The organism is Streptococcus sp. SCPM-O-B-15294 (M123) (assembly GCF_058200455.1).
The window spans coordinates 12,681-38,942 of the sequence record NZ_JBYQGU010000017.1 but is presented as its reverse complement, the minus strand read 5'-3'; the positions used below and the strand labels follow the sequence as shown (position 1 = coordinate 38,942).

Here is a 26,262-nt window from a genome sequence, read left to right as displayed (position 1 = left end):
GTGAAGAGTTACTTCAGTACCTTCCACACGGATTTCAATATCTTTTGAGAACTCACGAGTAAGTTCTCCTTTAGGTCCTTTTACAGTTACAACGTTGTCATTGTTAGTGAGTTCAACACCAGCAGGCAACACGATAACTTTATTACCAATACGTGACATGTTTTTATTCTCCTGTTAAATTGTCAGGCCTTTGAAGGCCAGTTTTCACGGGGTTTAAGATACTTGTTTAGTTCAAGAGCTGAACTGAACACGCTCTAAGAACTGTGTATCTTGATTTGAGTTCGAGCTAAGAATTTGGTGAAAAAGATAAGTTTGTCTTGGAGCATCGCTCCTGTTACAAACTTCCTATTTTCACTGCATTCTTTTAACGCTCTCACATCATCAATTACCAAACGTAAGCGATAACTTCTCCACCAACGTTCTTTTGGCGTGCTTCTTTATCAGTAAGCAAACCTTCAGAAGTTGAAAGGATAGCAATTCCAAGTCCGTTAAGAACTTTTGGAAGATCTTCACGTTTTTTGTAAACACGCAAACCTGGTTTAGAAACACGTTTCAAGTTTGTGATAACTTTTTCACCGTTTGCTCCGTATTTCAAGAACACGCGGATGATTCCTTGTTTGTCATCTTCGATTACTTCAACGTTTTTTACAAAACCTTCGCGTTTAAGGATTTCAGCAATCCCTTTTTTGATGTTTGATGCAGGTACTTCAAGTACTTCGTGTTTTGCTTGGTTAGCGTTACGAATACGAGTTAGGAAGTCTGCGATTGGGTCAGTCATAACCATTTTATATTTCTCCTCTTACTAGTAGTTTGAATGTTTCACTTGCTAGTTAATGATTGAGCTAGGCTCAGAAAGTTTTGATACATACAAATGAGGATTTCTCATTTGAACACGAGCTACAACCTGGGCAAAAAAGATAGATTTGTCTTGGAGCATCGCTCCTGCATCAAATCTCCTATTTTTGCTGAGGTTGTCACGCTCTTTGTATCATGCTATTACCAAGATGCTTTAGTGACACCAGGGATTTGTCCTTTGTATGCCAATTCACGGAAGCAAACACGGCAAAGTTTAAACTTGCGGTAAACTGAGTGTGGACGTCCACAACGTTCACAGCGAGTGTATGCTTGAGTAGAGAACTTCGCTGGGCGTTTGTTCTTAGCAATCATAGATTTTTTAGCCATTAGTTTTACCTCCTATATTATTTTGCAAACGGCATACCAAGGCCAGTAAGCAATGCACGTGATTCTTCGTCTGTGTTCGCAGTAGTTACGATTACGATATCCAAACCACGAGTTTTATCAACATCATCAAAGTTGATTTCTGGGAAGATCAATTGTTCTTTCACACCAAGTGTGTAGTTTCCGCGTCCGTCAAATGATTTTGTTGGGACACCATGGAAGTCACGAACACGTGGAAGTGAAACTGAAACCAATTTGTCCAAGAATTCGTACATACGTTCGCCACGAAGTGTTACTTTCGCACCGATCGCTACACCTTCACGAAGACGGAAGCCGGCGATTGATTTTTTAGCTTTTGTGATAAGTGGTTTTTGACCTGAGATCAATGCCAATTCTTCAGCAGCTTTCTCAAGGTTTTTAGCGTTAGAAACAGCATCTCCAACACCCATGTTCAAAACGATCTTATCAACTTTTGGCACTGCCATAACTGATGAGTAGTTAAATTGTTCAGTCAAAGCTGGAACTACTTCATTAAGGTATTTTTCTTTTAAACGATTAGCCATTATACTTCTCCTTTCCTTCGTGATTAGTCAAGCACTTCGCCTGATTTTTTGTTATAACGAACTTTTTTGCCATCTACGAATTTGTAGCCAACACGTCCAGCAACACCGTTCTTGTCCAAGACTTGAACGTTTGATACATGGATTGGAGCTTCTTTTTCGATGATAGCACCTTGAGGGTTTTCGTTATTTGGACGTTGGTGTTTTTTAACAAGGTTTACACCTTCAACAACAACTTTATTTACTTTTGGAAGAGCAGCAACGACTTTAGCTTCAACACCTTTGTCTTTACCAGCAATTACACGAACTTTGTCGCCAGTTTTTACAAACATTTTATTCTCCTTTTATTCTTACGCCCTATGGGCACCCTGGCCAATGAGCCAGGGGACTGTGTTTGTGATTTTTTAAATTAAAGTACTTCTGGAGCAAGTGATACGATCTTCATGAAACCACCGTCACGCAATTCACGAGCGACTGGGCCAAAGATACGAGTTCCGCGAGGAGTTTTGTCTTCACGGATGATCACTGCAGCATTTTCGTCGAATTTGATGTATGAACCATCTTTACGACGAGCACCTGATTTAGTACGAACGATAACAGCTTTTACAACGTCACCTTTTTTAACCGCACCACCAGGAGTAGCTTGTTTTACAGATGCTACGATGACATCACCGATACCTGCGAATTTACGTCCTGAACCACCAAGAACTTTGATTGTCAAGATTTCGCGTGCACCACTGTTGTCAGCGACTTTCAAACGAGTTTCTGTTTGAATCATTTAAGTTTTCTCCTTTCAGGTTTGATTAGATGATAACCGCTTCTTCAACAACTTCTACAAGACGGAAGCGTTTTGTAGCTGAAAGCGGACGAGTTTCCATGATACGAACGATATCGCCTTCTTTGGCAACGTTGTTTTCATCATGTGCTTTGTATTTTTTAGAATAGTTGATACGTTTACCATAGACTGGGTGGTTACGTTTAGTTTCAACTACAACTGTGATTGTTTTGTCCATTTTGTCAGACACAACGCGTCCAACAAGAACTTTACGATTATTGCGTTCCATTGAAATTCTCCTTCCCTAGTCTATTATTTAGCTTCTGACTGAACAGTTTTGATACGAGCGATTTGTTTTTTCACTTCTTTCAAACGTCCAGTTTGCTCCAATTGACCTGCAGCAGCTTGGAAACGAAGTTCAAACAATTCTTTTTTCAATTCATTTTCACGCTTCGCGAGTTCTTCTTGAGAAAGACCACGAAGTTCTTTAACAAATTCTTTTACTTCTGTAAGTTTCATGACCTCTCCTTATTTTGCTTCACGTTTTACGAATTTACATTTAACTGGTAATTTGTGGCTTGCAAGACGAAGCGCTTCACGAGCGATCTCTTCAGATACACCAGCAACTTCAAACATTACTTTACCACGTTTAACTGGTGCTACCCAACCTTCAGGTGCCCCTTTACCAGATCCCATACGTACCCCGATAGCTTTAGCGGTGTATGATTTGTGTGGGAAGATCTTGATCCAAACCTTACCACCACGCTTCATGTAACGAGTCATGGCAATACGAGCTGCCTCGATTTGGCGGTTAGTGATCCAGTGGCTAGTTGTAGCTTGAAGACCGTATTCACCGAATGCTACTTCTTTTCCACCTTTTGCTTCACCGCGCATTTTACCACGGAATTCGCGACGGTGTTTTACACGTTTAGGTACTAACATTGGTTATTTACCTCCTTTAGCGTCTTTACGAGCTGGAAGAACTTCACCACGGTAGATCCATACTTTAACACCAAGTTTACCGTAAGTAGTGTCTGCTTCTTCCCAAGCGTAATCGATATCAGCGCGAAGTGTGTGAAGTGGAACAGTTCCTTCAGAGTATCCTTCTGCACGGGCGATATCTGCACCGTTCAAACGACCTGATACTTGAGTTTTGATTCCTTTAGCTCCAGCACGCATAGCACGTTGGATCGCTTGTTTTTGTGCACGACGGAAAGCAACACGTTGTTCCAATTGACGAGCAATTCCTTCACCAACAAGGTGAGCATCCAAGTCAGGACGTTTAATCTCAATGATGTTGATGTGGACTTGTTTGCCAGTCAATTTGTTAAGAGCTGCACGAAGTGCATCAACGTTTGCTCCACCTTTACCGATAACCATACCTGGTTTAGCAGTGTGAAGAGAAACGTTAACTTTGTTTACTGCGCGTTCGATTTCGATAGTAGAAACCGCTGCGTCAGCCAATTCTTTTTGAATGAATTTACGGATTGCAAGATCTTCATGAAGGTAATCCGCGTATTCTTTTTCAGCATACCATTTGGCATCCCAATCACGGATGATGCCGACACGCATTCCAATTGGATGTACTTTTTGACCCACGATGTTACCTCCTTATTTTTCTGTCACAACCACTGTGATGTGGCTTGTGCGTTTGTTGATTGGTGAAGCTGAACCTTTCGCACGTGGACGGAAACGTTTCATCGTTGGTCCTTCGTTTGCGAATGCTTCAGATACTACCAAGTTTGCTTTTTCCAAACCAAAGTTGTTTTCAGCGTTTGCTACTGCTGAGTTCAACACTTTCAAGATGATTTCAGCTGCTTTGTTTGGAGTGAATTTCAAGATTGCTACTGCATCGGCTACGCTTTTACCACGGATGTTGTCAAGAACAAGACGTGATTTACGAGGTGAAACACGCACTGTACGAGCCATTGCTTTAGCTGAAGTAATTTCTGCCATTTATGTTCTCCTTATTTTCTACGTGTCTTCTTGTCATCTGCAGCGTGACCTTTGTAAGTACGAGTTGGTGCAAATTCACCAAGCTTGTGACCTACCATGTCTTCTTGGATGTAAACAGGTACGTGTTTACGTCCATCATAAACTGCGATAGTGTAACCAATGAAACTTGGGAAGATCGTTGAACGACGTGACCAAGTTTTGATAACTTTTTTCTTTTCGTCATTAGCTTGAGCTTCAACTTTTTTCATCAAATGCTCATCGACGAAAGGTCCTTTTTTAAGACTGCGTCCCATTTTAATATTTTCTCCTTTAAATATAGTACCACAGCGGCTTGCGCTCACAAGGAGCGCTACCGAGCTGGCGGATCATCTAGCGCTTAAGCGACTAGTTCTAAATTATTTCTCGTTGCGACGACGAACGATAAGTTTGTCAGATTTCGCTTTCTTGTTACGAGTTTTAAGACCAAGAGCAGGTTTGCCCCATGGAGTAGATGGCGCTTTACGACCAACTGGTGCTTTACCTTCACCACCACCGTGTGGGTGATCATTCGGGTTCATTACAGAACCACGAACTGTTGGACGGATACCTTTCCAACGGCTACGACCAGCTTTACCAAGGTTTACAAGTCCATGTTGTTCGTTTCCGACAACACCAACTGTAGCACGGCAAGTACCAAGGATCATACGAACTTCGCCTGATTGAAGACGAACAAGAACATATTTACCTTCAGCACCCAATACTTGAGCAGAAGCTCCAGCAGCACGTACCAATTCTCCACCACGACCTGGTTTCAATTCGATGTTGTGGATCAAAGTACCAACTGGGATGTTAGCAAGCGGAAGAGCGTTTCCGACTTTGATATCTGCTTCTGGACCTGAAACGATACGTTGACCAACTTCAAGACCTTTTGGAGCGATGATGTATGCTTTCACACCGTCAGTGTAGTGTACCAAAGCGATGTTTGCAGAACGGTTTGGATCGTACTCAATTGTTTTTACAACTGCTTCAACGTTATCTTTGTTACGTTTGAAGTCAATCAAACGGTAATGACGTTTGTGTCCACCACCTTGGTGACGAACTGTGATACGTCCGTTGTTGTTACGACCTGCTTTGCTCTTCAATGAAACGAGCAAAGATTTCTCTGGTGTGCTTGTTGTGATTTCAGCGAAATCCAAAGAAGTCATATTACGGCGACCGTTTGTTGTTGGTTTATAAACACGAATTCCCACGATATTTCCTCCTTAGATTATTCAGCTTCAGTAGCGAACAACTCGATTGCTTTTGAATCAGCTGTAAGCGTGATGATAGCTTTTTTAGTTTTTGAAGTAAAACCAGTGTAACGTCCAACACGTTTAGCTTTTGGTTTTACGTTTACAGTGTTCACATTCGCAACTTTTACACCTTCAAAGGCAGCTTCAACAGCTTGTTTGATCAAAAGTTTGTGAGCGCGAGTGTCAACTTCGAATACATATTTGCCTGCTTCAAGTTGAGCCATTGACTTTTCAGTGATAACAGGTTTTTTGATAACATCATACAAATTCATTATGCAAGAACCTCCTCGATTTTAGAGATAGCTGCTTGAGTAACAAGAAGTTTGTCACTATTTGCGATGTCAAGAACACTTGCAGTTGTAGCAGTCGCAACTTTCACGTTTGGAAGGTTACGAGCTGAAAGAGCTGCGAATTCGTTTCCTTCTTCAAGAATAACAAGGACTTTAGAATCGATGCTCAAAGCTGCAAGAACTTTTGCAAATTCAGCAGTTTTTGGAGCTGTAAATTCAAGAGAATCAACGGCTACAAATTTGTTTTCAGCAACTTTTTCTGAGTAAACAGATTTAAGCGCAAGGCGACGAACTTTTTGAGGAAGTTTGTACGCATAGCTACGTGGAGTTGGTCCGAAGACGATTCCACCACCACGCCATTGTGGAGAGCGGATAGAACCTTGACGAGCACGTCCAGTTCCTTTTTGACGCCATGGTTTGCGTCCGCCACCTGAAACGGCTGAGCGGTTTTTAACTGCGTGAGTTCCTTGACGAAGGCTAGCACGTTGGCTGATGATCACATCAAATACAACTGCTTGGTTTGGTTCGATACCAAAGATCGCATCGTTAAGAACAACTTCGCCCGCTTGTTTACCAGTTTGGTCGAATAATGTTACATTTGCCATTTTGACTGTATTCCCCTTTCCTTATTATTTACCAGCTTTAACTGCTGACTTGATAGTGATAAGAGATTTCTTAGCACCTGGTACGTTACCTTTGATAAGGATAACGTTCTTTTCTGGAACAACTTGTACAACTTCAAGGTTTTGAATTGTTACACGATCGCCACCCATGCGTCCTGCAAGGTTTTTACCTTTAAATACGCGGTTAGGTGCAACAGGTCCCATAGAACCTGGACGACGGTGGTAACGAGAACCGTGAGCCATAGGTCCACGTGATTGTCCGTGGCGTTTGATAACACCTTGGAAACCTTTACCTTTAGAAGTACCAGTTACATCAACAATGTCTCCAGCTTCGAAAGTATCAACTGTGATTTCAGCACCAACTTCCAAGCCTTCAACGTTTTTGAATTCACGAATGAAGCGCTTAGGAGCCGTGTTAGCTTTTGCTACATGTCCTTTAGCAGGTTTGTTGCTCAATACTTCGCGTTTGTCATCGAAACCAACTTGGATAGCGTTGTAACCATCTGTTTCAACAGTTTTAACTTGAAGAACAACGTTTGGAGTTGCTTCGATAACCGTTACAGGGATCAATTCGCCAGCTTCAGTGAAGATTTGAGTCATTCCCACTTTTTTCCCTAAGATTCCTTTTGTCATGAGAAAATAGTTCCTTTTCTATAGTTTTTTATTCAAAAAGTTTTTAACGAGCGTTTTTTATGCTCAAGTTATCAAGCTTTAAATTAAAGTTTGATTTCTACGTTTACACCACTTGGAAGATCCAATTTCATCAAAGCGTCAACTGTTTTTTGAGTTGGGTTAACGATATCGATCAAACGTTTGTGTGTACGCATTTCAAATTGTTCGCGAGAGTCTTTGTATTTGTGAGTCGCACGAATGATTGTGTAGAGGCTACGCTCAGTTGGAAGTGGGATTGGACCCGCAACTTGTGCACCTGTACGAGTAGCTGATTCTACGATTTTTGCAGCCGCTGTGTCAAGTGTACGGTGTTCGTACGCTTTCAAACGGATGCGGATTTTTTTGTTTGCCATCTTTTTCTCCTTTTCGTCTATTTAAGATAATAGGCTAGCTCCACAAGAAAACCGACGCGCGTTGCGTGGCAATGCAACCGAGCGTGTCGCAACCTCTTGCATCAAAGCTAATAGCTGTTTTTCACAGCACCATAGTAGTTTAACACAATGAAAGCCCCAATGCAAGGAATTTGAGCAGATTTTTTTCGTTTTTTCGATGAAAGTGTTTTCGAAAGAAATAGAGTGCCAAAAAAGTTGCTATTATATAGAAAAAAGGGAGCGAGACAGAACAAATTTATATCTAATTTGTTCGTCGTCCCGCCCCCGCACAGTTGATTAGGTTATCTTTGGAACTTAATATGCTCCAAAGATACCAATCAACCGCTACGCCTCGCAGTCATTCCTATTATTCTCGGATGGCTGTAGTCTTTTTTCTTTCTATTTAGTTCTTCCTAGAAATTCCGCCCTGATTTGTTATAGCCATATTTTTCGACGAAATGCTCACGGAATTCTAAGAGATTGTCATCCATGATAGCTTGACGGACCTGCTTCATGAGGTTGATCAAGAAATACAAGTTGTGGTAGCTGGTCAAGCGAATACCGAAGGTTTCATCTGCCTTGAGGAGGTGGCGAAGATAAGCTCGGGTATAGTTTTTACAAGTGTAGCAATCACACTCGTGGTCTAGCGGTGTAAAGTCTTCTGCAAATTGCGCATTTTTCACCACCAGACGTCCTTGACTAGTCATACAGGTGCCGTTTCGCGCAATCCGCGTCGGCAAGACACAGTCAAACATGTCCACTCCACGAATAACGCCATCGATCAGACTGTCTGGAGCTCCTACTCCCATGAGATAGCGTGGCTTGTTCTCCGGTAAGAGCGGAGTTGTGAAATCCAGTACGGCATTCATCTCTTCATGGCTTTCCCCAACAGCTAAGCCACCGATGGAATAGCCTGGAAAGTCCATGCTGACGAGATCCCGAGCAGACTGACGGCGCAAGTCTTCAAATCCAGCCCCTTGGACAATCCCGAAAAGACCTTGATCATGAGGGCGACGGTGAGCCTTCAGGCCACGTTCTGCCCAACGACTGGTCCGTTCGATCGATTTCTTCACATAATCATAGGGCTGATAGAACTGAGGACATTCGTCAAAGGACATCATGATGTCGCTCCCTAGATTATTTTGGATCGAGATGGCCTTTTCTGGGGAGAGGAACATCTTCGAGCCGTTGAGGTGATTTTTAAAGGTTACCCCTTCTTCGGTGATATTGCGGGTATCCGCTAGTGAATAGACCTGGAAGCCTCCACTATCTGTCAAAATGGGCTGGTCCCAGTTCATGAACTGGTGCAGTCCTCCTGCTTTTGCGACTAGATCATCCCCCGGACGAAGCCAGAGATGGTAGGTGTTGGCCAAAATAATTCCGGACCCCATTTCCTTGAGTTCTTCTGGCGATTGGGTCTTAACGGTTGCCTGAGTCCCTACAGGCATAAACATTGGGGTTGGGAAGGTCCCGTGGGGGGTGATAATTTCTCCCAGACGAGCTCCTGTATGCTTTTCTTTTTTGATTAATCGATATTGAATCGGCGAATCTGTCATGGTTACCTCCGTACTGGGAAAAACAGTCCCAGCCTTCTTATTCCTGTCACAGGATCTCCTGTGAGCACCTGTACGATTGTACCAAATTTTACCAGCTCTGTCACGGACTTGTGTTATAATAAAGGGTACTACTACCATGAAAGAGGACATTATGAATATCAAATTGGTTCGTGCTCAAGCTCGTCAGCTGCAATTGCAACATCCCAAAGTCTTCTCCTACTTTGCTTTGCCAACTTTCCTAACAATCCTTGCAAGTTACATGTTGACAGGGACAGACATCACTGAAACACTTGCTCACATGGAACTTAGAGAAGGGATGCTCTTTCTTCTAAGTCGGCAGATTTTCCCTGCGATTATTGGATTTATCCTTTCTTTTCTCTATTTAGGGGCAACTTTTCGCTTTTTGATTTCTGCCTCTAGCAAGGGTGAAAAGAACTTTGGTATCTTCACCATCTTTCAGAGCCAGTATTTTACACCTGCGTTTTTGACCCTATTCATTAAGCAAGTTATCCTATCTTTGTGGGGGAGCCTCCTCTATGTGAGTCAACTCCTCTTAACGGTGGTCAGCTATCACGTTCTCGCTATCAATGAATCCTTCTCCACTACGTCTACTCTTAGAGCGGATACTCCAGAAGTTCAAGCAATGCTTAAGTTAGCTCCAACGATGACGACTGGCCTCTTAATGGCTCTGGTTGGGCTCCTGCTCTTCCTCCCTTTTTATTACCAGTATAGTTTAGTTGAGTTGATCCTATATAGTCGACTGATGACGGGAACCTATGATGGGCCTATGTCTATCCTCCGCCAAAGTAAGGAAGAGATGAAAGGCTTTAAGAGCCACCGCCTTGTTCTTGATTTGAGCCTGCTTGGTTGGCAAATTCTATCTTTTTTCACTTTAGGAATGGCGAATTTTTATGTCAAACCTTATGCAACCAGTTGCCAAATCATCTTCTACCATACTCTCCTTCAAAAACGGATGCAGGCGGACAGTCGCTTCCAGCAAAAGGCGCCGGATCTACCAAAGTCTAATCCACTTGATTAACAAAGAAAACAAGAAAACCCACCTTCGATTGGAACCATTCTCCAAAGCACTAGGTGGGTTCTTTTATCTCTGTTAGGGAAATCCGTCTGTATTTATTTCATCTCTCGTATCAATTTAATCACTGGATGAAAGACGCGAGGTTCTGAGATAAATCAAAGGCGCTATCCTTCTCCTAAGACCAAGCGAGTATGCTCGCGTTTGATACAGCGGTTCATGACGATATCTTCTCGTCCAGCTCCACGAAGGATTTCTTCTGCTTCTTGATTTTCCAGTTCCAATTGTGCCCAGAAAATTTTCGCATCCGTCTCAATAAAATCACGTGCCACATCTGGTAAAAACTCACTGCGACGGTATACATCGACGATATCTACTGGGAAAGGAATTTCCTGCAAGCTAGCGTACACCCTTTCTCCAAGGATCTGGCCACCGGCTGCGCGGGGGTTGACGGGAATAATCCGATAGCCCCGATCTTGCATCTCCTTGCTGACACGATGGCTAGTCGTCTCTTCACGGTCAGATAATCCAACTACAGCAATGATTTTACTGGTTTCTAGGTAATGTTTGATAATGCCATCACTAGGATTGCGAAATGAATAAGCCATATGAATCTCCTTTTGTATGCGTTTCCTTTCTTTAAATAGTATAACAATACGAAGGGCATTGCAAGTGTTAGTCATTAAAAGCGGTAGGAAACTGAAAAGTCTCCTACCGCTTTCTTTTTTGGACAAACTCAATCTTATTTGGCTTCATACCATGTTTTGCCTTCGTTTTCATCGGCTTCCAGTGGTACCGCAAGTTCAATAGCGGATTCCATTGTCTCTTTGACGAGTTCTTTGATTGCTACCAGTTCCTCTCTTGGTACTTGCAGAACAATTTCATCGTGGACCTGAAGGAGCATCTTGGTCTTATATGCTCCTGCTTCTAGCGCTTGGTCCAAGTGGATCATGGCAATTTTCAAGATATCTGCTGCAGATCCTTGGATGGGTGAGTTGATAGCCGTCCGCTCCGCAAAGCCTCGAACATTGAAGTTGCGAGAATTGATATCTGGAATCTCCCGACGACGCTTGAAGAGGGTTTCTACATAGCCTTTATCACGCGCTTCCCGCACCACTCTCTCCATATAGTCCTTGATGCCAGGGTAGCGTTCGAAGTAAGTCTCAATGTAGGCCTTGGCTTCTTTTCGACTGATCCCTAAGTTGTTAGAAAGGCCAAAGTCGGAAATTCCATAAACCACACCGAAGTTTACCGCTTTTGCATTGCGACGGTCATTCGGCGTCACATCTTCTGGTTTTTCAATGTTGAAGACGCGCATAGCAGTCGATGTATGGATATCTGCCCCATGCTGAAAAGCATCAATCAAATGCTCATCTCCCGAAATATGGGCCAAGACGCGCAATTCAATCTGTGAATAGTCCGAACTGAGTAAGACACTGTTTTCCTCTTCTGGGACAAAGGCCTTACGAATGAGACGGCCTTGTTCCAAACGGACAGGAATGTTTTGCAGGTTGGGATCCACGCTGGACAAACGGCCTGTCTGCGTCAAATCCTGCACATAGCGGGTATGGATCTTCCCATCTTCCAAAATCCAATCTTGCAGACCGATGACATAGGTTGACTGGATCTTAGCAATTTGGCGGTATTCAAGAATCTTAGACACGATTGGGGCGATTGGGGCTAGGCGTTCCAAGACATCAACGGCTGTTGAATAGCCGGTTTTGGTCTTCTTAGTATATTCAAGAGGGAGTTCCAATTTTTCAAAGAGGATGACGCCCAATTGTTTTGGAGAATTGATGTTGAACTCTTCTCCTGCTAACTCGTAGATTTCTTGAGTCAAGCGTTCCAAGACCACTTCGTTTTCCACCTGCATGTCTTCTAGGGTCTGGCGCTCTACCTTGATCCCCGCGATTTCCATCTTAGCCAAAACAGCTGCTAGTGGTTGCTCCATATCATAGAGCAAATCTAATTGGTCATGGGCTTGCAACTGCTCCACCATGGGCTCTTCGGTATCCAGTAGAACAGCGACTTTTCGTGCCAAATGCTCTAATAGGACCGCCTTTTCTGGGATAGCTTTTTTGGCTCCCTTGCCATAAACGACTTCGTCCAGCGGTAGCGCAATCTGACTATAGAGACTCGCAATGGTTGAAATTTCATTGTCCTCTACGGTCGACAAGAGATACTTGGCCAATCGACTGTCAAAAGCCGGCTTTTGCAGGGTAATTCCCAAGTGGCTGAGCAAGACTTTAGCCCGCTTGAAGTCATAGACCTTGAGGGGCGTTTTTTCGAGAAATTCTTTGAAAATCGGTGTTTGTAAAAGACCAGTATCTGTACTCGCGTAGAGTTGACCTTTGGTCCCCCATGCGAAACCGATGATGGGTTCCGTATGGTAATTGTCCCCAAAAATCTCAAAATGGAAGAAACTGTCTTCCGTAAGCATATCTGAAGTGACTTGCTCGACTTTTGTATAGTCAATGGCTACAGGAGCCGCTTCTTCTCCACTGAGATCCAAGGCCTGACGGAGTTGCTTGAAGCCCATCTCCTCATAAAACTTGGCGAGATTTTCTAGATGGGGGCCCGTATAGGTGATATCGTCAAGCCCAATTTCAATGGGCGCATTGGTATCGATGGTCGCAAGGGTCTTGGACAGGTAGGCCTGCTCCTTGTCGTTGATGAGGTTTTCCTTCATCTTAGAGGCCTTCATCTCATCGATATGCTCGAAAATGCCATCGAGAGAGCCATACTCTAGAAGTAGTTTGATCCCTGTCTTTTCTCCGATTTTGGTGACACCTGGGATGTTATCCGACTTATCTCCCATCAAGGCCTTGAGGTCAATAAACTGCTCTGGTGTCAGTCCCATCTTTTCTTTCAGATAGGCTGGAGTGAATTCTTCAAACTCTGCCACCCCTTTTTTGGAGATTTCAACCACCGTATTATCATCTGTCAGCTGGATCAAATCCTTATCCCCAGAGACAATGGTGACATCAAAGGGCACCGAGCTAGCTTCGGCCATCTTATCTAGCGTTCCAATGATGTCATCTGCCTCATACTGGGCTAGCTCATAATAGCGGATTCCCAAATGATCTAGTTGCTCGCGAATAAAAGGGAACTGCTCACGGAACTCATCTGGAGTTTTTGCACGGCCCCCTTTGTAGTCGGCATACATCTCCGTCCGAAAGGTCGTCTTTCCTGCATCAAAAGCAACGAGGACATGGGTCGGTTGGATGCGCTCCAATAGATGGCTCAACATGAGGTTAAATCCATAGACCGCATTGGTATGCAACCCATTGGCATTTTTGAAGCGATCGATTTGATTATAGAGTGCAAAAAAGGCACGAAAAGCGACGGAAGACCCGTCGATGAGTAGTAATTTGTTCTTTTTTTCCATAGGCTTATTATACCACGAATCACAAGGTCTCTGGTATATAAAAACTCTATCCTTTCGGGTAGAGCCTTCTTTAGGAGTTTCTTATGAAAAATGAAGAGAAGTGTTTATTCGCCGTAACAAGAACCTTGTTGTGGCAATTTCTTAAAGCGTTTTGGATAATTAACTGAGATTTTCATTTGCTGTACCTCATTTCTTATTGGATGAGTTTAGTATACAGCTCAAACCTAAACCATTCCTTATAGAAAGCTTCAAGAAAACTAAAAGCTGAGGCGCAAAGCACGCAGTTGTTTTTTGCTACAGACCGGTAACTGAAGATGGAGTTCTTGCCATCGCAGCCCTAAGGATAGGAATAAAAAACTCTTCCCAATCTGGAAGAGCTGATCCTTATCCAAGCAGAAGAAGGCTGACTAAAGCGGCTATTGCTGGACCACCTTGGGTCAAGATGATTTTTTTATTAGAAGTTACAGCCCCATAAGCTGCTGCACCAATAATAAAGAGCAGAAAGATCGTGACAATTTCACTGTTTCTAGCTACAAAGAGGCCGTAGAGGAGGAAGACACCAATCAGAGCATTATAAATGCCTTGGTTTTTGAAGAGAGCCGTCACAGATGGACGATGCAATTCTTCCTGATCCATATTAAAGACACGACTAGTCGATGCCGAGTGGGTTGCTAAACTCTCAAGATAAAAAATATAGAAATGCTCAAAAGCAGCAAGGCTTGCTAAAACAATGGTTAAGACAGACATATTATTCTCCTTTTAAAATGTAATTTGCTCGAGGCCAGACACCAACTTTTCGAGTAGGTGACTCAACTGATTCCGCTCTTTTTCAGAAAGAATCTGATCCATCTGGCCTTTTACCTGTAGATGATGTGCTGGAGGATGGACCAACAACCGATCTCTGGCAAGCTCCGTAAGTTCCACCACAATCTCCCGTTGATTTTCTGGATTGCGAGTACGAGTAACATAGCCACTAGCTTCTAAGACTTTGAAGTGGCGGGTTAAGGCTGCAGGATCAATTGCTAGTTTCTCCTGAAGGGTCGCTTGGCTACAAGGCGCTTCTGCTACTAACAACTGAAGCATCTGATAACGAGTTAGACTAATGCCCAATTGTTTTTCAAATAATTGGGTTGAAGACTGATCAGCTAGCTTCAACTGATAAAGCAAGTCATGCATTTCTGACATTCCTTCTCTCCGATCTTTTTATTGACTTATCAATAATTGATTTATCAAGCATATCATTTAAAAAAAGTCGAAGCAATAAATTTGCTCACCTCAAACGAAATGATTTCCTCCTAAGAAAAGCAAAGTAAAAGACCACCGGATTTGGTGGCCTTTTAGGGAGATTATTATGAAAAAGAAAAGTTTTAGGATTTCATAAACAAAGTTAGGAGGTCTTTGTTTATGGTTTTATTATATCGGATTTATCTTAAAGATTTCTTAAGGAATTATTTCATTTTCAAAACAAATTGTTTACGGATTCTTTTCATAGCGCCATTCCAGCAACAAAGAAGCCTAGCTTTGTTAAATAAGTTAACTTTTTTCTTCTTCAAAATAGAGGCGAATGTCATCCAAATGACGAATCGCATGATTGACATCCGGCTTGTAATCCAAAAAATTAATACTCCCGATTCCTGCATTGTCTGCCAAATCGACATCTAAGATTCGATCTCCAATATAGTAGGTCTCGCTCCGATCCAGTTGATACTTATCCACTAGATAATCGACTCCTTCTGGGTCTGGTTTTCTCCGAAAGCCATTGTCCGTTGTGACAATCTCTTGGAAATAGGATAAGATCCCTAGATCTTCCAAAATTGGGTAGGCATTCTTCCCCTTGTGGGTATAGACGAATTGGACAATCCCTTCCTCTTTAGCCCAAGCTAGAATTTCTCTAGCTCCTGGCATCAGATGCACTTGGGCGTTTTTCTCACGCAAGCTAGAAGCACGATAACTATTCATCTCCTCCGCATCCAAACCATGTTCTCTAGCCACTTCTTCAAGAAGTACCTGGACGGATTGTTGAAGGATAAAGGCATGGACCGCTTCTCGATCAAAGTCCAGAGAGTAATGGGCATAAGTCTCAGCAATCCCATCTAAAATCGCTTCATAAGAATCCAAAAGAGTTCCATCCAAATCCCAAATAAAAGCTCGTGTCATACATTTTATTCCTTCCATTTCCGATGATAGAGTGTTTTTAAGAAAAACCAGCGAAATCCGTTGTCCAAGAGGGTACCAGCCCAAATCCCTGGCAAACCCCAACCGAGGCTAACCCCCATCAGATAACCAGAGCCAATCCGAATCACCCACATGCCAATAGTGGTCGCATAGAAGGGAAGACGGGCGTTGCCCAACCCTTGCCAGACCGCCGTATAGATGACTGTCCCAGCTGTCAGAGGCGTTCCAAGCAAGGAGAACAAAATGACAGATAAGGAAGCAGCAAGGGCTCCTGGATCCTTAGTGTAAAGGGCTGTCAAAGGACTTCCAAACAAGAAGATGGTAAGGGCGAGAGGAAGCATGGAGAGAAAGGAAATCCAAAAACTCCGACTGGTGATTTGCTTGATCCCTTGTAAATCATTCTGTCCCAAACTTTTGGCGACCAACATGACTGTTGCTGTCGCAATCCCAAAGGCCGGCATATAGTTGAACTGGGTCAAGACTTCCCCAATAGCATTCCCAGCAACCGCTCTAGTACCAAAAACGGCCACCATAGCAATGATGACAATATCCCCTGCTCGCATCATGAGGCGTTCGCCAGCAGCAGGCAAAGCAAGGGAGAGCAAGTCTCGATCCAAGCCCCAACGAAAAGGAGCAAAGGGAAGTTGAACCTGACGCCAGAGCAAGAAAGCCCCTAATAAGCGAGAGAGAACCGTTCCTAAGGCAGCCCCGGCGATACCCAGTCCGAAAACAAAGATCAAGATGCTCGATAATAGAGCATTCAAAACATTGGTCAACAAACTGACATACATGGGTAGTCGCGGGTTATGAGCCACACGGACTAGGGCTCCCAAGGTCGTCATCAGACCTAAAAGTAAAATACTTCCTCCGACAAGAGATAAGTAAATCCCTCCGGCTTCTGCAACGGCCGCTTCAACTCCCAAGAGGGCAATCAATTCCTTGCCAAAGCAGAGGGATAAGACCCCCAAGATACAACTTAATAAGATCGTGACTTTAATAGATTCAGTCGCCTGACGAGCTATGGCTTTCTGATCTTTTTGTCCCATACTTTTAGACAAGAGACTCACGACCGCGGCTCCAAGAGCGATAAAAATAGCTTGGTAAATCGTAATGATATTACCTGCAACGGATACACCCGATACAGCTACTAAACCCAACTGAGCAACCAAGTAGCTATCTACCATCCCCATGAGCATTTGGAGAAAATTTTCTCCGATGGCTGGAAGGGCAATTCTTAAAATTTGTCGATCTACTTGTTGTTGACGTGACACACTTTCCTCCTGATAAAAAGAAACTCAGCTAGTTGCCTAACTGAGTTCTGCTTGTAGAACTATTGTGAGATTTATTCAGTCAAGTCCTAGAGACTTCTGCTTTCTAATTTTGGGACTCCCACTTACAATCCCAAATAGGCTTCAACTGCAGCCTGCATATCTGTTGCTGCAACAGTTGTCTTGTGACGAACTGGAGCAGTTTCGAGACCATCCACTGCTGGTGGCAAGGCTACACCTGAGATTTCATGTAATTGAGCCAAGGCTTCAAAGTCGCTCAAACCTGATTTCCCTGTTACAGCTTCCACCGCAACCACTGGGAATTTGTAAGGACTAGCTGTTGATGCAATTACGGTCTTGGCCGCATCGCCTGTCGCTGCTTGGTATTTTTTATAAACTGCTGAAGCAACCGCTGTATGAGGGTCCTCAATATAAGAATCTGACTCATAAACACGCTTGATTTCTGCTGCGGTTTCTGCTTCTGTTGCATACTCTGCCGCAAAGAGGTCCAAAATCTCTGTATCAAAGTCTGTCAATTCATACTGACCTTGCGTATTCAAAGCATTCATGAGTTCAGCTGTCTTAACCGCATCATTTCCCAAAAGGTGGAAAATCAAACGCTCCAAGTTTGAAGACACTAAGATATCCATCGATGGGCTAGTAGTTACCTTAAACTCACGCTTCTTGTCATAAACACGAGTTTTAAAGAAGTCTGTCAAGACATTGTTGTCATTTGAAGCACAGATCAATTTACCGACTGGTAGGCCGATTTGTTTAGCGTAAAAGGCAGCCAAGATATTTCCAAAGTTTCCTGTCGGTACAGTGAAGTTAACCTTGTCACCAGCATTAATCTCGCCAGTTTTAACAAGCTGAGCGTAGGCATAAACATAGTAGACAATTTGTGGTACCAAACGGCCGATATTCATAGAGTTGGCTGATGAAAATTGCAACTTGTTGGCTGCCAATTTTTCACGAAGAGCCACATCATTGAACATATGCTTCACATTTGTCTGAGCATCATCAAAGTTTCCATCAATGGCGATCACATGGGTATTATCCCCAGTTTGAGTGGTCATTTGCAACTCTTGTACCTTGCTGACACCATCTTTTGGATAAAAGACGATAATTTCAGTGCCTGGAACATCCGCAAATCCTGCCATGGCAGCTTTACCAGTGTCCCCAGATGTTGCTGTCAAGATGACAATCTTGTTTTCCAAGCCATGTTTCTTAGCAGCCGTTGTCATAAAGTATGGCAAGATAGACAAGGCCATGTCTTTGAAGGCAATGGTTGAACCATGGAAGAGTTCCAAGTTGTATTGGCCATCAAGCTTAACAAGAGGGGCAATAGCTGGTGTATCAAACTTGCTGTCATAGGCGTTGGTGATACAGTAGTCCAACTCTTCTGCTGTGAAATCATCCAAGAAGGCTGACAAGACCAGCTTGGCCACTTCTTGGTAAGAAGCATCTTTTAATGTGTCAAAATCCAAATCTACCTTTGGATAGCTCACTGGAGTAAACAAACCGCCATCTGTCGCCAAACCTTGCAAAATCGCTTGGCTGGCTGTTACGGTATTTTTCGCATCACGCGTTGATTGATAAACTAATGTCATGTCAATTTCCTCATTCTGTTCCTTAAATGTACGAGTTGGATTACTCTAACTTTCGTACAATCTATTCCATTATACCATGAATCCTTCTGAATTTTATCAGTGAAATGAAATTGTCTGAAAAAGAGCCCACTTCTTGCAAACTGAAGAATCACGAAATCTCCATCTTTATAATGGCTATCCGAGTCTTGCTAGTCTCTTTTTACTTGCTCATAAGAGTCCTTGCCGTCATTGAGCTTGTCCCAGATGACGACTTTTCCTTCTTTGAGAGATTGTTGAACATCAATGATTCGTTGGTTGGAAGAGCCACGAAACTGCAACATGAGGTTGCGTTTGCTCTTATCATAACGACCATCCACCAGAATATCAATCAGCGAAAGCAGTTCTAGTTTGTCCGGCGTCTCCAGCATCATTTCTTCCCAGGTGTAGCCGGTCCAAGACCAGATATCTTTATCAGGCAACTCTTTTTTCACGCGCTTGACCAAGGGCAGCAGGATACCGGTGTTGAGAAATGGTTCTCCCCCAAGCAAGGTCAAGCCCTGGACATAGGGTTGGGCCAGATCGGCCATAATCTGCTCTTCTAACTCTTTGGTGTAGGGAATACCCGCCTTGAAAGACCAGGTCGCTACATTGTAACAACCCTCACAGTGAAACATGCAGCCGGCCACATAAAGGGAGTTGCGGACTCCTTCGCCATCGACAAAGTTAAAAGCCTTGTAGTCGATGATGCGACCTTGGCTCAGCTCCTCACTTTTCCATTCTTGAGGTTTGGGATTGTTCATCTTCATCCTCCAAATCAATCCAGTAGCGCTGACTTCTGTCGATTGTATTTTCGTAAACACCGCCAGCAGATAGAATCGTGCGACGGCTAGCTTCGTTGTCTTCATCACAGGTAATCAGCACTCGTTCTAGTCCTTGTTTTCGAGCCTCTGCTAGTCCTAGCTCTAGCTGCAACTTAGCCAAGCCCTTTCTGCGTTGACTGGGCCGGATGGAATAGCCAATGTGACCACCCTCTACAAATAATTTGTCATTCAAGGACAAGCGCAGGGCTAAAAAGCCCAGAGGGTAGCCAGTCTCATCAAAGGATAAAAATTGAATGGTAGGAACCCAGCATTCTGGCAGATTCTCAGTATCCTCCTGCTGCTCTACAATTCGCAACCAATCCGCAAAATCCTTTGCTCGCTTCCAAGTGGAGCCCATGCCACCGTGCATATAGGATTTTGCAGCATCGAACTCAGTAATCATCTCTAAAATCGCGTCTTTATCTTCTAAAGTTGGTCGTTGTAACTTCATAAACTTTCCTCAATCTAAATCAATCCAATAGCGCTCTTTCCCGCCTCGAACATCCTCTAAAGCTCCGCCATTAGTCAGAATCACTGCTCGACTGGCAGCATTGTCACTATCACAAGTCACTAAAGCACGTTTGATATTTTTACTTTTGGCTACTTGCAAGCCTTGCCGCAGCTGCTCTTTTGCCAATCCTTGCCCACGCGCAGAGGGACGGATACTATAGCCGATATGACCAGCATAATTCAGCAATCCCTCATTTAGTCTCAGCCGTAGATTCAAAAAACCTAAAGCATGGCCTGATTCATCAAACAATACGAACTGAATTGATGGAACGCGATTTTGAGGCAAATTTATTCCCATTTCTTTATTAAGGTTAGTTTCTAGCCACTCCTCATAATCAAAGTTCTCAGCATCCCAAAAGCCGCCGTCGTGGGCTGATCGGGTCTCTTCGAACTCTGCCATCATATTTAGAATGGTTTCTTTATCTACTAATGTTGGTCTGCGTAATTCCATCATTCCCTCCCCATAAGAGAAAAGCGAGAGCGGGCTCTCACTTTTTCTTATTTTTATTTAAAAATTGTTCTCTCAGGCTGGCTACTCGGTCTTTTTTATTGATTCCACCTGTCGAATGTTTTTCGTGGAATCGTTGAACCTGGGCCTTGCCCTTATCATCTAGTTGGTATTTTCCCATAATCTTCCTTTTCTAATCTGTCACTTGGTGTCCAGCTGATTTAATCGTGGACCCATTCATGTGTTTGACCCGCGCAGCGATTTCCTTATGACGTCCATTAACCATCGGACGGGCTTGAGGATTTCCTAGATAGCCACAGGTCCGTTTGACCACATCAACTGTCTTAGGATCACTATTGCCACAGTTTGGACAGGTGAAGCCCCGCTCGGTTGGTGTGAAATCCCCTTCAAAATCACACTTGTAACAACGATCAATCGGCGTATTGGTTCCGAGATAACCGACCCGGTCATAGGCATAATCCCAAACCGCCTCTAGCGCTTTTGGATTTTGTTGGAGAACAGGGTATTCACAATAGTGGATAAAGCCACCGGAGGCCCCTGCTTCTGGATAGACTTTTTCAAAATCCAGCTTCTCAAATGGAGTTGGGTTCTTGCGGACATCGTAGTGGAAACTATTGGTGTAATATTCCTTGTCTGTGATATCCGGAACCTGACCAAATTTCTCCGTATCCAGGCGACAGAAGCGATCTGTCAAGCTTTCTGACGGCGTCGAATAAATTGAGAAGTGGTAGCCATACTGATCGGACCATTCTTCGACCCGCTTCTTCATATCCTTGATGATATCGATCGTGAATTGCTTGGCTTCTGGATTCTGTTCCCAGTTTGGACCATAAAAGACCGTCGCCACTTCATACAATCCGATATAGCCGAGTGAAACCGTCGCTCTACGGTTGCGGAAGAGCTGGTCTACCTGGTCATATTTACCCAAACGCTTCCCAAAAGCGCCATATTGGTAGAGGATCGGTGCATTAGCTGGCGTTGCTTCTTTGGTACGTTCCACCCGGTAAACCAAAGCATCTTCAGCAATGTTCATCCGCTCATTGAAGATTTCCCAGAACTTTTCTTTATTCCCTTCTGACTCCAAGGCAATTCGAGGCAAATTGACTGTCACAACCCCTAGGTTCATCCGGCCAGAATTGACTTCCACACCATTTTCATCCTTCCAACCTTGAAGGAAAGAACGACATCCCATCGGTACCTTGAAGGAGCCTGTCAACTCAACAATCTTGTCATAAGACAAAACGTCTGGATACATGCGTTTGGTCGCACATTCCAAGGCCAACTGCTTGATGTCGTAGTTGGGACTACCTGGTTCTAAGTTGAGCCCCCGCTTGAGGGTAAATATCAGTTTTGGAAAGATAGCGGTCCGGTGTTCTGAACCAAGCCCTTTGATTCGAATTTCCAGAATGGCCTTTTGAATTTCCCGTTCGAAGCGATTTGTTCCAAGTCCAAAGCCAAGCGAAGTAAAGGGCGTTTGCCCATTTGAGGTAAAGAGGGTATTGATCTCGTACTCCAAGGACTGCATGGCATCATAGATGTCTTTTTTCGTTTTTTGCCAAGCATAGTCCTCGCGTTTTTCCGGGAGAACCCATTCCTCTGCATCTTTAAGGTGCTTCTGATAATTCTTTTCTGCATAAGGAGCCAAGACCTCGTCGATCCGATCTGCTGAGCAACCCCCATACTGGCTAGAGGCTACATTGGCAATGATTTGCGAGATCTGAGCCGTTGCAGTTTGGATGGACTTAGGACTTTCTACTTCTGCATTCCCAATCTTAAAGCCATTGCGTAACATGCCTTCAAAATCGATCAAACAACAGTTGGTCATCGGGGTATAAGGGCTATAGTCCAAATCATGGTAGTGAATATCCCCTTTTTGATGGGCATTGGCTACGTGTTTAGGCAACATTTTGAGACCAATAGACTTACCGACAATTCCCGCTGTCAAATCGCGCTGGGTATTAAAAACGTCGCTGTCCTTATTGGCATTTTCATTGACGACAGCTTGGTCCTTGTTGAGGAGCTTGCCGATGGTAAAGTTGATATCCGTCGCTTTTGAGCGCTCAAAATCCCGCTGAGTCCGGTAAGTAATATAGCTCTCAGCAATCGCATATTCATTGGCTTGCAGTAACTCGTGCTCAACGACATTTTGAATCTCGTAGATTTTTACGCCACGAGGGAAGCGTTCCAAAATTTCAGCCACAATCCGGTCTGTTACAATTTCTAATTTCGCTTCCAAGGCCGGAGTGAGGCCGGCCACTTCTTCTGTCGCTTTGACCAAAGCACGGTAAATTTTATCGACATCAAACTTGACCTTCCGCCCATCTCTCTTTTCCACAAAGAGTTGGGGGAGACTTTGGATATGCTCTTCTCGTAACGTTATCATGCGCTCGCCCACTTTCTTTTTTCACAAATACAATTCACTCCATATTATATCACTCAAAAATAAAAAATCAATATCTTGTGGCAAAAAATGTTATTTCATTTCAAAACCACAAGATATTGATAGTCTATTTATATTGGTACAAGGTGTACTGGGAACCTTTCTGGTTCACTTTTTCATAATTTTTGGTCAAAACTTTTTGCATAGCAGACGTTACATCAAGGTCCTTATTGACCACAATAAACTTCGGCTTGGCTTGCTTAATCTGATTGATCAGATTGGTTCGGTTTTCCCTCGGACTGCTATAGGCCGTCGGAGTTAGGAGGGCCGAAGATGCCAAGCGGCCACTTTCCTGATAGAGATGGGCCGTCTGATCCCAAGCATAGATGGTATCCTTGGAATCACTATGACTCTTGATATAGTGGGCAATGGTGCTTCGTTCACTCGCTAGGTTGTTTTGGAGAACAAATTGATTCACAACTGGATAGCCAACTAGATAAGCCATTGCCAAAATCGGTAGGAAGGCTTGACTGGAGAAATAAAGGTCCCAGATAGAATTGTTCTTCATCTTCCGGCGCTGATAAGTGGACTCTTCTCCCGCAAACCAAAGAGCGAACAAGGGGAGACCAAAAGGTAAGAGGCTAAGGAACTGATAGGCCCCTTGCTCTGGTGTCCCAACCACAACAGTGGCAACTAGCAGAAGACCAAACCAACTCATAAACCGAATTACACGTTGACCGCTTGTCGATACTTTTCGGAAAGACATGACGAAAGCTGAAGCGAAACCAAGCGTTAATAGCAATAAACAGTAATAAACTAGGTTAGCAAATAGGTGACCCGCATCAAACTGGAGGGAGCGGAGACTGTACAAGGTCTGATGGATTGCATACCCAAAGGAGCCGTTCCACACGGTGATGTAGCCTAAGGGATAGAAAAGAAGAGAGAATCCCAAGAGAGCAGCGAGGAATTGATAGAAGCCGTGGGAAAATTTCTTTTGCTTCACATGATAGGCTGTCAATCCAAGAAAAGCAAGCAGATAAAAAATCACACTCAGCCATGGCACCATCATAAAGGCCAAACAGGCTCCTGCGCCATAGGCGACAAAGGATTCATCTGTTTTCTCACCCTCTAGATAAGCGAGAATGAAATTCATAGAGCCAAATAGGAAGGGCAGGGCATAAAAAACAGCGTAATTGCCACCAAATCCAAGCACTCCAGCAAGAAGATAGAAGAGTAGCTGAACTTGTCCTGCAATTTTTTCACTTGCAACTAAGCTTCTGACCATCCGATACAGGCTCGTCCCAGCAAAAAAGTAGGCTAAAATCTGGAAGACCACCAGGAGAACTTGACCTCCTACCAAACTTCCTAAAGCGCTGATCCCGTAGTAGAGCAAACCATTGACCCCAAAGAAATGACCATAGGGAACTTGACCTTGAGACATTGCCCAACCGGCATATAAGTCCTGTGTTTGTTGGTTAGTCGCCAGTAAGTTGATAAAAGGAAGAGCTACATGGACCAGCCCAAGCAGGACACTAAAAGCAATGGGTAGTGACAAGGGAACTGGTCGCTTAATGGCATACCGCCCCAACGACTTTTCATCTTCTTGATCTTCTAATGTCTCTTCTACATCCTCTTGGTCTTTCGATCTCGCTTCAACCTTCTCTTTGCGACGATGACCAGAGCGTGATAGGCGACTTAGAGTTCCGGTCGAAGCTTCTGTTTCCACCGTTTCTCCAGCAACCTGGCTCTCTTCCTGGTTCTGCTCTGATTCCACCGGTTGACTAGCTGTCAAAACCTCTTCTTCTCGGCTAATTGATTGTTCCAATACCTTTCGTAGCTCTTGAGTATCTTGAAAATTGGACCCGACACTCAAGCCAAGTTTATGCGATTCTTTTTCACTCATACCTTGTTTTTTCCTTTACTAGACTTGCAAGTGCTAAAAGGCACATGCATACCCTACTAGTATATCAAAAATGGACCCAGCTGTCAGCTTTCTCCACAAGGAGAAAATAGAGGACATGCAAAAAAGACCGATACCTTCTCGGCATCCGTCTTTTCTTTTTATAGTTGATTCAAAATAGTTTGAAAATCATTTTTTACTTCTTCGATGGACGTGGTCACTTCCTGGCGAGTCTGGTTGTTTTTGACAGTGATTTGCCCACTTTCAACCTCGCTACCACCAAGAGCAATGATGGTTTTGGCCCCAAAGACGTCAGCTGACTTGAACTGAGCCTTCAACTTACGGCCTAGGTAATCGCGTTCTGCGATAAAGCCTTGACAGCGAAGGGACTGAACCAATTCCAAGGCGGCCACTTCTGCTTCTGAACCTAACACAGCAACGTAGACATCCAATGTCGTCTCAACAGGAAGCTCAACTCCTTGTTTTTCGAGGATCAACAAGAGACGCTCAAGTCCCATCCCAAAACCGAAACCTGGTGTTGCTGGTCCACCAAAATATTCTACCAAGCCATCGTAACGACCTCCCGCACAAACGGTCAACTCATTCCCATCTACTTCTGTCACAAACTCGAAAATAGTGTGGTTGTAATAGTCTAGGCCACGTACCATATTGGTATCGATGACATAGTCAATTCCGAGACCGTCTAGCATAGCCCGTACGGCATCGAAGTGTGCCTGGCTTTCTTCGTCCAAGTAGTCTAGGATAGATGGAGCCTTCTCAACCGCTTGCTTGTCTTCTTTTTCTTTTGAGTCCAAGACGCGGAGCGGATTTTCCTCTAGACGACGTTGACTATCTTTTGAAAGTTGGTCCTTCATTGGAAGGAGGTAGTCGATCAAAGCTTGGCGATAAGCTGCCCGACTGGCTGTGCTACCTAGGGTATTCAAGTGGAGGACGACATTTTCAATGCCAATCTCTTTGAAGAATTGGTCAGCCATGGCAATCGTCTCAACGTCTGTTGCAGGATTGCTAGATCCAAAGCATTCTACGCCAATCTGGTGGAACTGACGCAAACGGCCAGCCTGAGGACGCTCATAGCGGAACATAGGACCAATATAATAAACCTTGCTTGGCTTTTGAACTTCTGGTGCAAAGAGTTTATTTTCAACATAGGAGCGGACTACTGGTGCTGTCCCTTCCGGACGCAACGTGATGTGACGGTCTCCCTTATCATAGAAGTCGTACATCTCCTTGGTCACGATATCCGTTGTATCCCCTACCGAACGACTAATCACCTCGTAATGTTCAAAAATAGGTGTGCGGATCTCTGCGTAATTGTATTTTTTAAAGGTTTCGCGAGCAAATCCTTCTACATATTGCCACTTAGCGGATTCCTGTGGCAGGATATCTTGGGTTCCTTTTGGTTTTTGTAATTTCATA

Annotated in this window: 33 protein-coding genes; 1 reads left to right on the top strand and 32 read right to left on the bottom strand. The window is 43.8% G+C overall.

The window, feature by feature from the left end; genetic code table 11:
- The 18 genes from rplF to tgt all read right to left on the bottom strand — a co-directional run.
- A partial coding sequence (rplF, locus tag AC3E8G_RS09340) for a 50S ribosomal protein L6 (RefSeq protein WP_490677560.1) occupies window positions 1–159 on the bottom strand: 159 nt, incomplete at its 3' end.
- 226 nt (window positions 160–385) lie between these two features.
- Entirely contained in the window at window positions 386–784 is a 399-nt protein-coding gene (gene rpsH, locus AC3E8G_RS09335) for a 30S ribosomal protein S8 (protein ID WP_006595183.1), read from the bottom strand.
- Window positions 785–996: 212 nt separating this feature from the next.
- On the bottom strand, window positions 997–1,182 hold the full coding sequence (locus AC3E8G_RS09330) for a type Z 30S ribosomal protein S14 (protein ID WP_001085699.1): 186 nt from the start codon (window positions 1,180–1,182) through the stop codon (window positions 997–999).
- A gap of 17 nt (window positions 1,183–1,199) precedes the next feature.
- Window positions 1,200–1,742, bottom strand: coding sequence for a 50S ribosomal protein L5 (gene rplE / locus AC3E8G_RS09325; protein WP_006595184.1), 543 nt, complete (start codon window positions 1,740–1,742; stop codon window positions 1,200–1,202).
- Between the two features lie 23 nt (window positions 1,743–1,765).
- Window positions 1,766–2,071, bottom strand: a complete 306-nt coding sequence (rplX, locus tag AC3E8G_RS09320; protein ID WP_006595185.1) for a 50S ribosomal protein L24 — start codon at window positions 2,069–2,071, stop codon at window positions 1,766–1,768.
- A gap of 77 nt (window positions 2,072–2,148) precedes the next feature.
- Window positions 2,149–2,517 (bottom strand): 50S ribosomal protein L14, encoded by a 369-nt coding sequence (gene rplN, locus AC3E8G_RS09315; protein WP_023025002.1) that lies wholly within the window; start codon window positions 2,515–2,517, stop codon window positions 2,149–2,151.
- A gap of 25 nt (window positions 2,518–2,542) precedes the next feature.
- Window positions 2,543–2,803, bottom strand: coding sequence for a 30S ribosomal protein S17 (gene rpsQ / locus AC3E8G_RS09310; protein ID WP_000440801.1), 261 nt, complete (start codon window positions 2,801–2,803; stop codon window positions 2,543–2,545).
- A 23-nt stretch (window positions 2,804–2,826) separates the two neighbouring features.
- The gene (gene rpmC / locus AC3E8G_RS09305; RefSeq protein ID WP_003002350.1) at window positions 2,827–3,033 is read right to left on the bottom strand and encodes a 50S ribosomal protein L29; all 207 of its coding nucleotides are present in this window, start codon (window positions 3,031–3,033) and stop codon (window positions 2,827–2,829) included.
- A 9-nt stretch (window positions 3,034–3,042) separates the two neighbouring features.
- Window positions 3,043–3,456 (bottom strand): 50S ribosomal protein L16, encoded by a 414-nt coding sequence (gene rplP / locus AC3E8G_RS09300; RefSeq protein WP_006595186.1) that lies wholly within the window; start codon window positions 3,454–3,456, stop codon window positions 3,043–3,045.
- A 3-nt stretch (window positions 3,457–3,459) separates the two neighbouring features.
- The gene (gene rpsC / locus AC3E8G_RS09295; protein WP_003002336.1) at window positions 3,460–4,113 is read right to left on the bottom strand and encodes a 30S ribosomal protein S3; all 654 of its coding nucleotides are present in this window, start codon (window positions 4,111–4,113) and stop codon (window positions 3,460–3,462) included.
- Between the two features lie 12 nt (window positions 4,114–4,125).
- The gene (gene rplV / locus AC3E8G_RS09290; protein ID WP_006595188.1) at window positions 4,126–4,470 is read right to left on the bottom strand and encodes a 50S ribosomal protein L22; all 345 of its coding nucleotides are present in this window, start codon (window positions 4,468–4,470) and stop codon (window positions 4,126–4,128) included.
- Between the two features lie 11 nt (window positions 4,471–4,481).
- Entirely contained in the window at window positions 4,482–4,763 is a 282-nt protein-coding gene (rpsS, locus tag AC3E8G_RS09285; RefSeq protein WP_000533766.1) for a 30S ribosomal protein S19, read from the bottom strand.
- Window positions 4,764–4,865: 102 nt separating this feature from the next.
- A complete protein-coding gene (rplB, locus tag AC3E8G_RS09280) occupies window positions 4,866–5,699 on the bottom strand; it encodes a 50S ribosomal protein L2 (protein WP_048690562.1) in 834 nt (277 codons plus the stop codon).
- Between the two features lie 17 nt (window positions 5,700–5,716).
- On the bottom strand, window positions 5,717–6,013 hold the full coding sequence (locus AC3E8G_RS09275) for a 50S ribosomal protein L23 (protein WP_006595190.1): 297 nt from the start codon (window positions 6,011–6,013) through the stop codon (window positions 5,717–5,719).
- Entirely contained in the window at window positions 6,013–6,636 is a 624-nt protein-coding gene (rplD, locus tag AC3E8G_RS09270) for a 50S ribosomal protein L4 (RefSeq protein ID WP_003009591.1), read from the bottom strand. Before rplD ends, AC3E8G_RS09275 begins: the two co-directional genes overlap by 1 nt.
- A gap of 24 nt (window positions 6,637–6,660) precedes the next feature.
- A complete protein-coding gene (gene rplC / locus AC3E8G_RS09265) occupies window positions 6,661–7,287 on the bottom strand; it encodes a 50S ribosomal protein L3 (protein ID WP_003010846.1) in 627 nt (208 codons plus the stop codon).
- 83 nt (window positions 7,288–7,370) lie between these two features.
- A complete protein-coding gene (rpsJ, locus tag AC3E8G_RS09260) occupies window positions 7,371–7,679 on the bottom strand; it encodes a 30S ribosomal protein S10 (RefSeq protein ID WP_001284513.1) in 309 nt (102 codons plus the stop codon).
- 431 nt (window positions 7,680–8,110) lie between these two features.
- The gene (gene tgt / locus AC3E8G_RS09255; protein ID WP_023024993.1) at window positions 8,111–9,253 is read right to left on the bottom strand and encodes a tRNA guanosine(34) transglycosylase Tgt; all 1,143 of its coding nucleotides are present in this window, start codon (window positions 9,251–9,253) and stop codon (window positions 8,111–8,113) included.
- A gap of 151 nt (window positions 9,254–9,404) precedes the next feature.
- Between tgt and AC3E8G_RS09250 the strand changes: the two genes are divergently transcribed.
- Window positions 9,405–10,292, top strand: a complete 888-nt coding sequence (locus AC3E8G_RS09250; RefSeq protein WP_231140107.1) for a DUF975 family protein — start codon at window positions 9,405–9,407, stop codon at window positions 10,290–10,292.
- A 161-nt stretch (window positions 10,293–10,453) separates the two neighbouring features.
- Here the strand turns inward: AC3E8G_RS09250 and AC3E8G_RS09245 are convergent, their stop codons facing one another.
- From AC3E8G_RS09245 to hisS, 14 genes are all read right to left on the bottom strand, one after another.
- A complete protein-coding gene (locus tag AC3E8G_RS09245; protein WP_154859307.1) occupies window positions 10,454–10,894 on the bottom strand; it encodes a CoA-binding protein in 441 nt (146 codons plus the stop codon).
- A gap of 134 nt (window positions 10,895–11,028) precedes the next feature.
- On the bottom strand, window positions 11,029–13,674 hold the full coding sequence (gene polA / locus AC3E8G_RS09240) for a DNA polymerase I (RefSeq protein WP_154859305.1): 2,646 nt from the start codon (window positions 13,672–13,674) through the stop codon (window positions 11,029–11,031).
- A 384-nt stretch (window positions 13,675–14,058) separates the two neighbouring features.
- Window positions 14,059–14,421, bottom strand: a complete 363-nt coding sequence (locus AC3E8G_RS09235) for a DUF1304 domain-containing protein (RefSeq protein ID WP_154859304.1) — start codon at window positions 14,419–14,421, stop codon at window positions 14,059–14,061.
- A 12-nt stretch (window positions 14,422–14,433) separates the two neighbouring features.
- Complete coding sequence (locus tag AC3E8G_RS09230; protein ID WP_154859302.1) at window positions 14,434–14,859, bottom strand: MarR family winged helix-turn-helix transcriptional regulator; 426 nt, start codon at window positions 14,857–14,859, stop codon at window positions 14,434–14,436.
- Window positions 14,860–15,207: 348 nt separating this feature from the next.
- On the bottom strand, window positions 15,208–15,831 hold the full coding sequence (locus tag AC3E8G_RS09225; protein ID WP_154859300.1) for an HAD-IA family hydrolase: 624 nt from the start codon (window positions 15,829–15,831) through the stop codon (window positions 15,208–15,210).
- 5 nt (window positions 15,832–15,836) lie between these two features.
- Entirely contained in the window at window positions 15,837–17,120 is a 1,284-nt protein-coding gene (locus AC3E8G_RS09220; protein WP_154859298.1) for an MATE family efflux transporter, read from the bottom strand.
- 122 nt (window positions 17,121–17,242) lie between these two features.
- On the bottom strand, window positions 17,243–18,727 hold the full coding sequence (gene thrC / locus AC3E8G_RS09215) for a threonine synthase (protein ID WP_154859296.1): 1,485 nt from the start codon (window positions 18,725–18,727) through the stop codon (window positions 17,243–17,245).
- Window positions 18,728–18,915: 188 nt separating this feature from the next.
- On the bottom strand, window positions 18,916–19,506 hold the full coding sequence (nrdG, locus tag AC3E8G_RS09210) for an anaerobic ribonucleoside-triphosphate reductase activating protein (RefSeq protein ID WP_129270508.1): 591 nt from the start codon (window positions 19,504–19,506) through the stop codon (window positions 18,916–18,918).
- On the bottom strand, window positions 19,472–20,017 hold the full coding sequence (locus AC3E8G_RS09205; RefSeq protein WP_129270510.1) for a GNAT family N-acetyltransferase: 546 nt from the start codon (window positions 20,015–20,017) through the stop codon (window positions 19,472–19,474). The genes nrdG and AC3E8G_RS09205 overlap by 35 nt, the downstream gene beginning before the upstream one ends.
- Window positions 20,018–20,026: 9 nt before the next feature.
- Window positions 20,027–20,527 carry a GNAT family N-acetyltransferase gene (locus AC3E8G_RS09200; protein ID WP_154859294.1) on the bottom strand — a complete coding sequence of 167 codons (501 nt, stop codon included), beginning with the start codon at window positions 20,525–20,527 and terminating at the stop codon, window positions 20,027–20,029.
- 37 nt (window positions 20,528–20,564) lie between these two features.
- Window positions 20,565–20,705, bottom strand: coding sequence for a hypothetical protein (locus AC3E8G_RS09195; protein WP_126403619.1), 141 nt, complete (start codon window positions 20,703–20,705; stop codon window positions 20,565–20,567).
- Window positions 20,706–20,717: 12 nt separating this feature from the next.
- A complete protein-coding gene (nrdD, locus tag AC3E8G_RS09190) occupies window positions 20,718–22,928 on the bottom strand; it encodes an anaerobic ribonucleoside-triphosphate reductase (RefSeq protein ID WP_129270514.1) in 2,211 nt (736 codons plus the stop codon).
- A 124-nt stretch (window positions 22,929–23,052) separates the two neighbouring features.
- On the bottom strand, window positions 23,053–24,828 hold the full coding sequence (locus AC3E8G_RS09185) for a glycosyltransferase family protein (protein ID WP_154859292.1): 1,776 nt from the start codon (window positions 24,826–24,828) through the stop codon (window positions 23,053–23,055).
- Between the two features lie 158 nt (window positions 24,829–24,986).
- Window positions 24,987–26,261 carry a histidine--tRNA ligase gene (gene hisS, locus AC3E8G_RS09180; protein ID WP_154859290.1) on the bottom strand — a complete coding sequence of 425 codons (1,275 nt, stop codon included), beginning with the start codon at window positions 26,259–26,261 and terminating at the stop codon, window positions 24,987–24,989.
- Window position 26,262 lies beyond the last annotated feature (1 nt).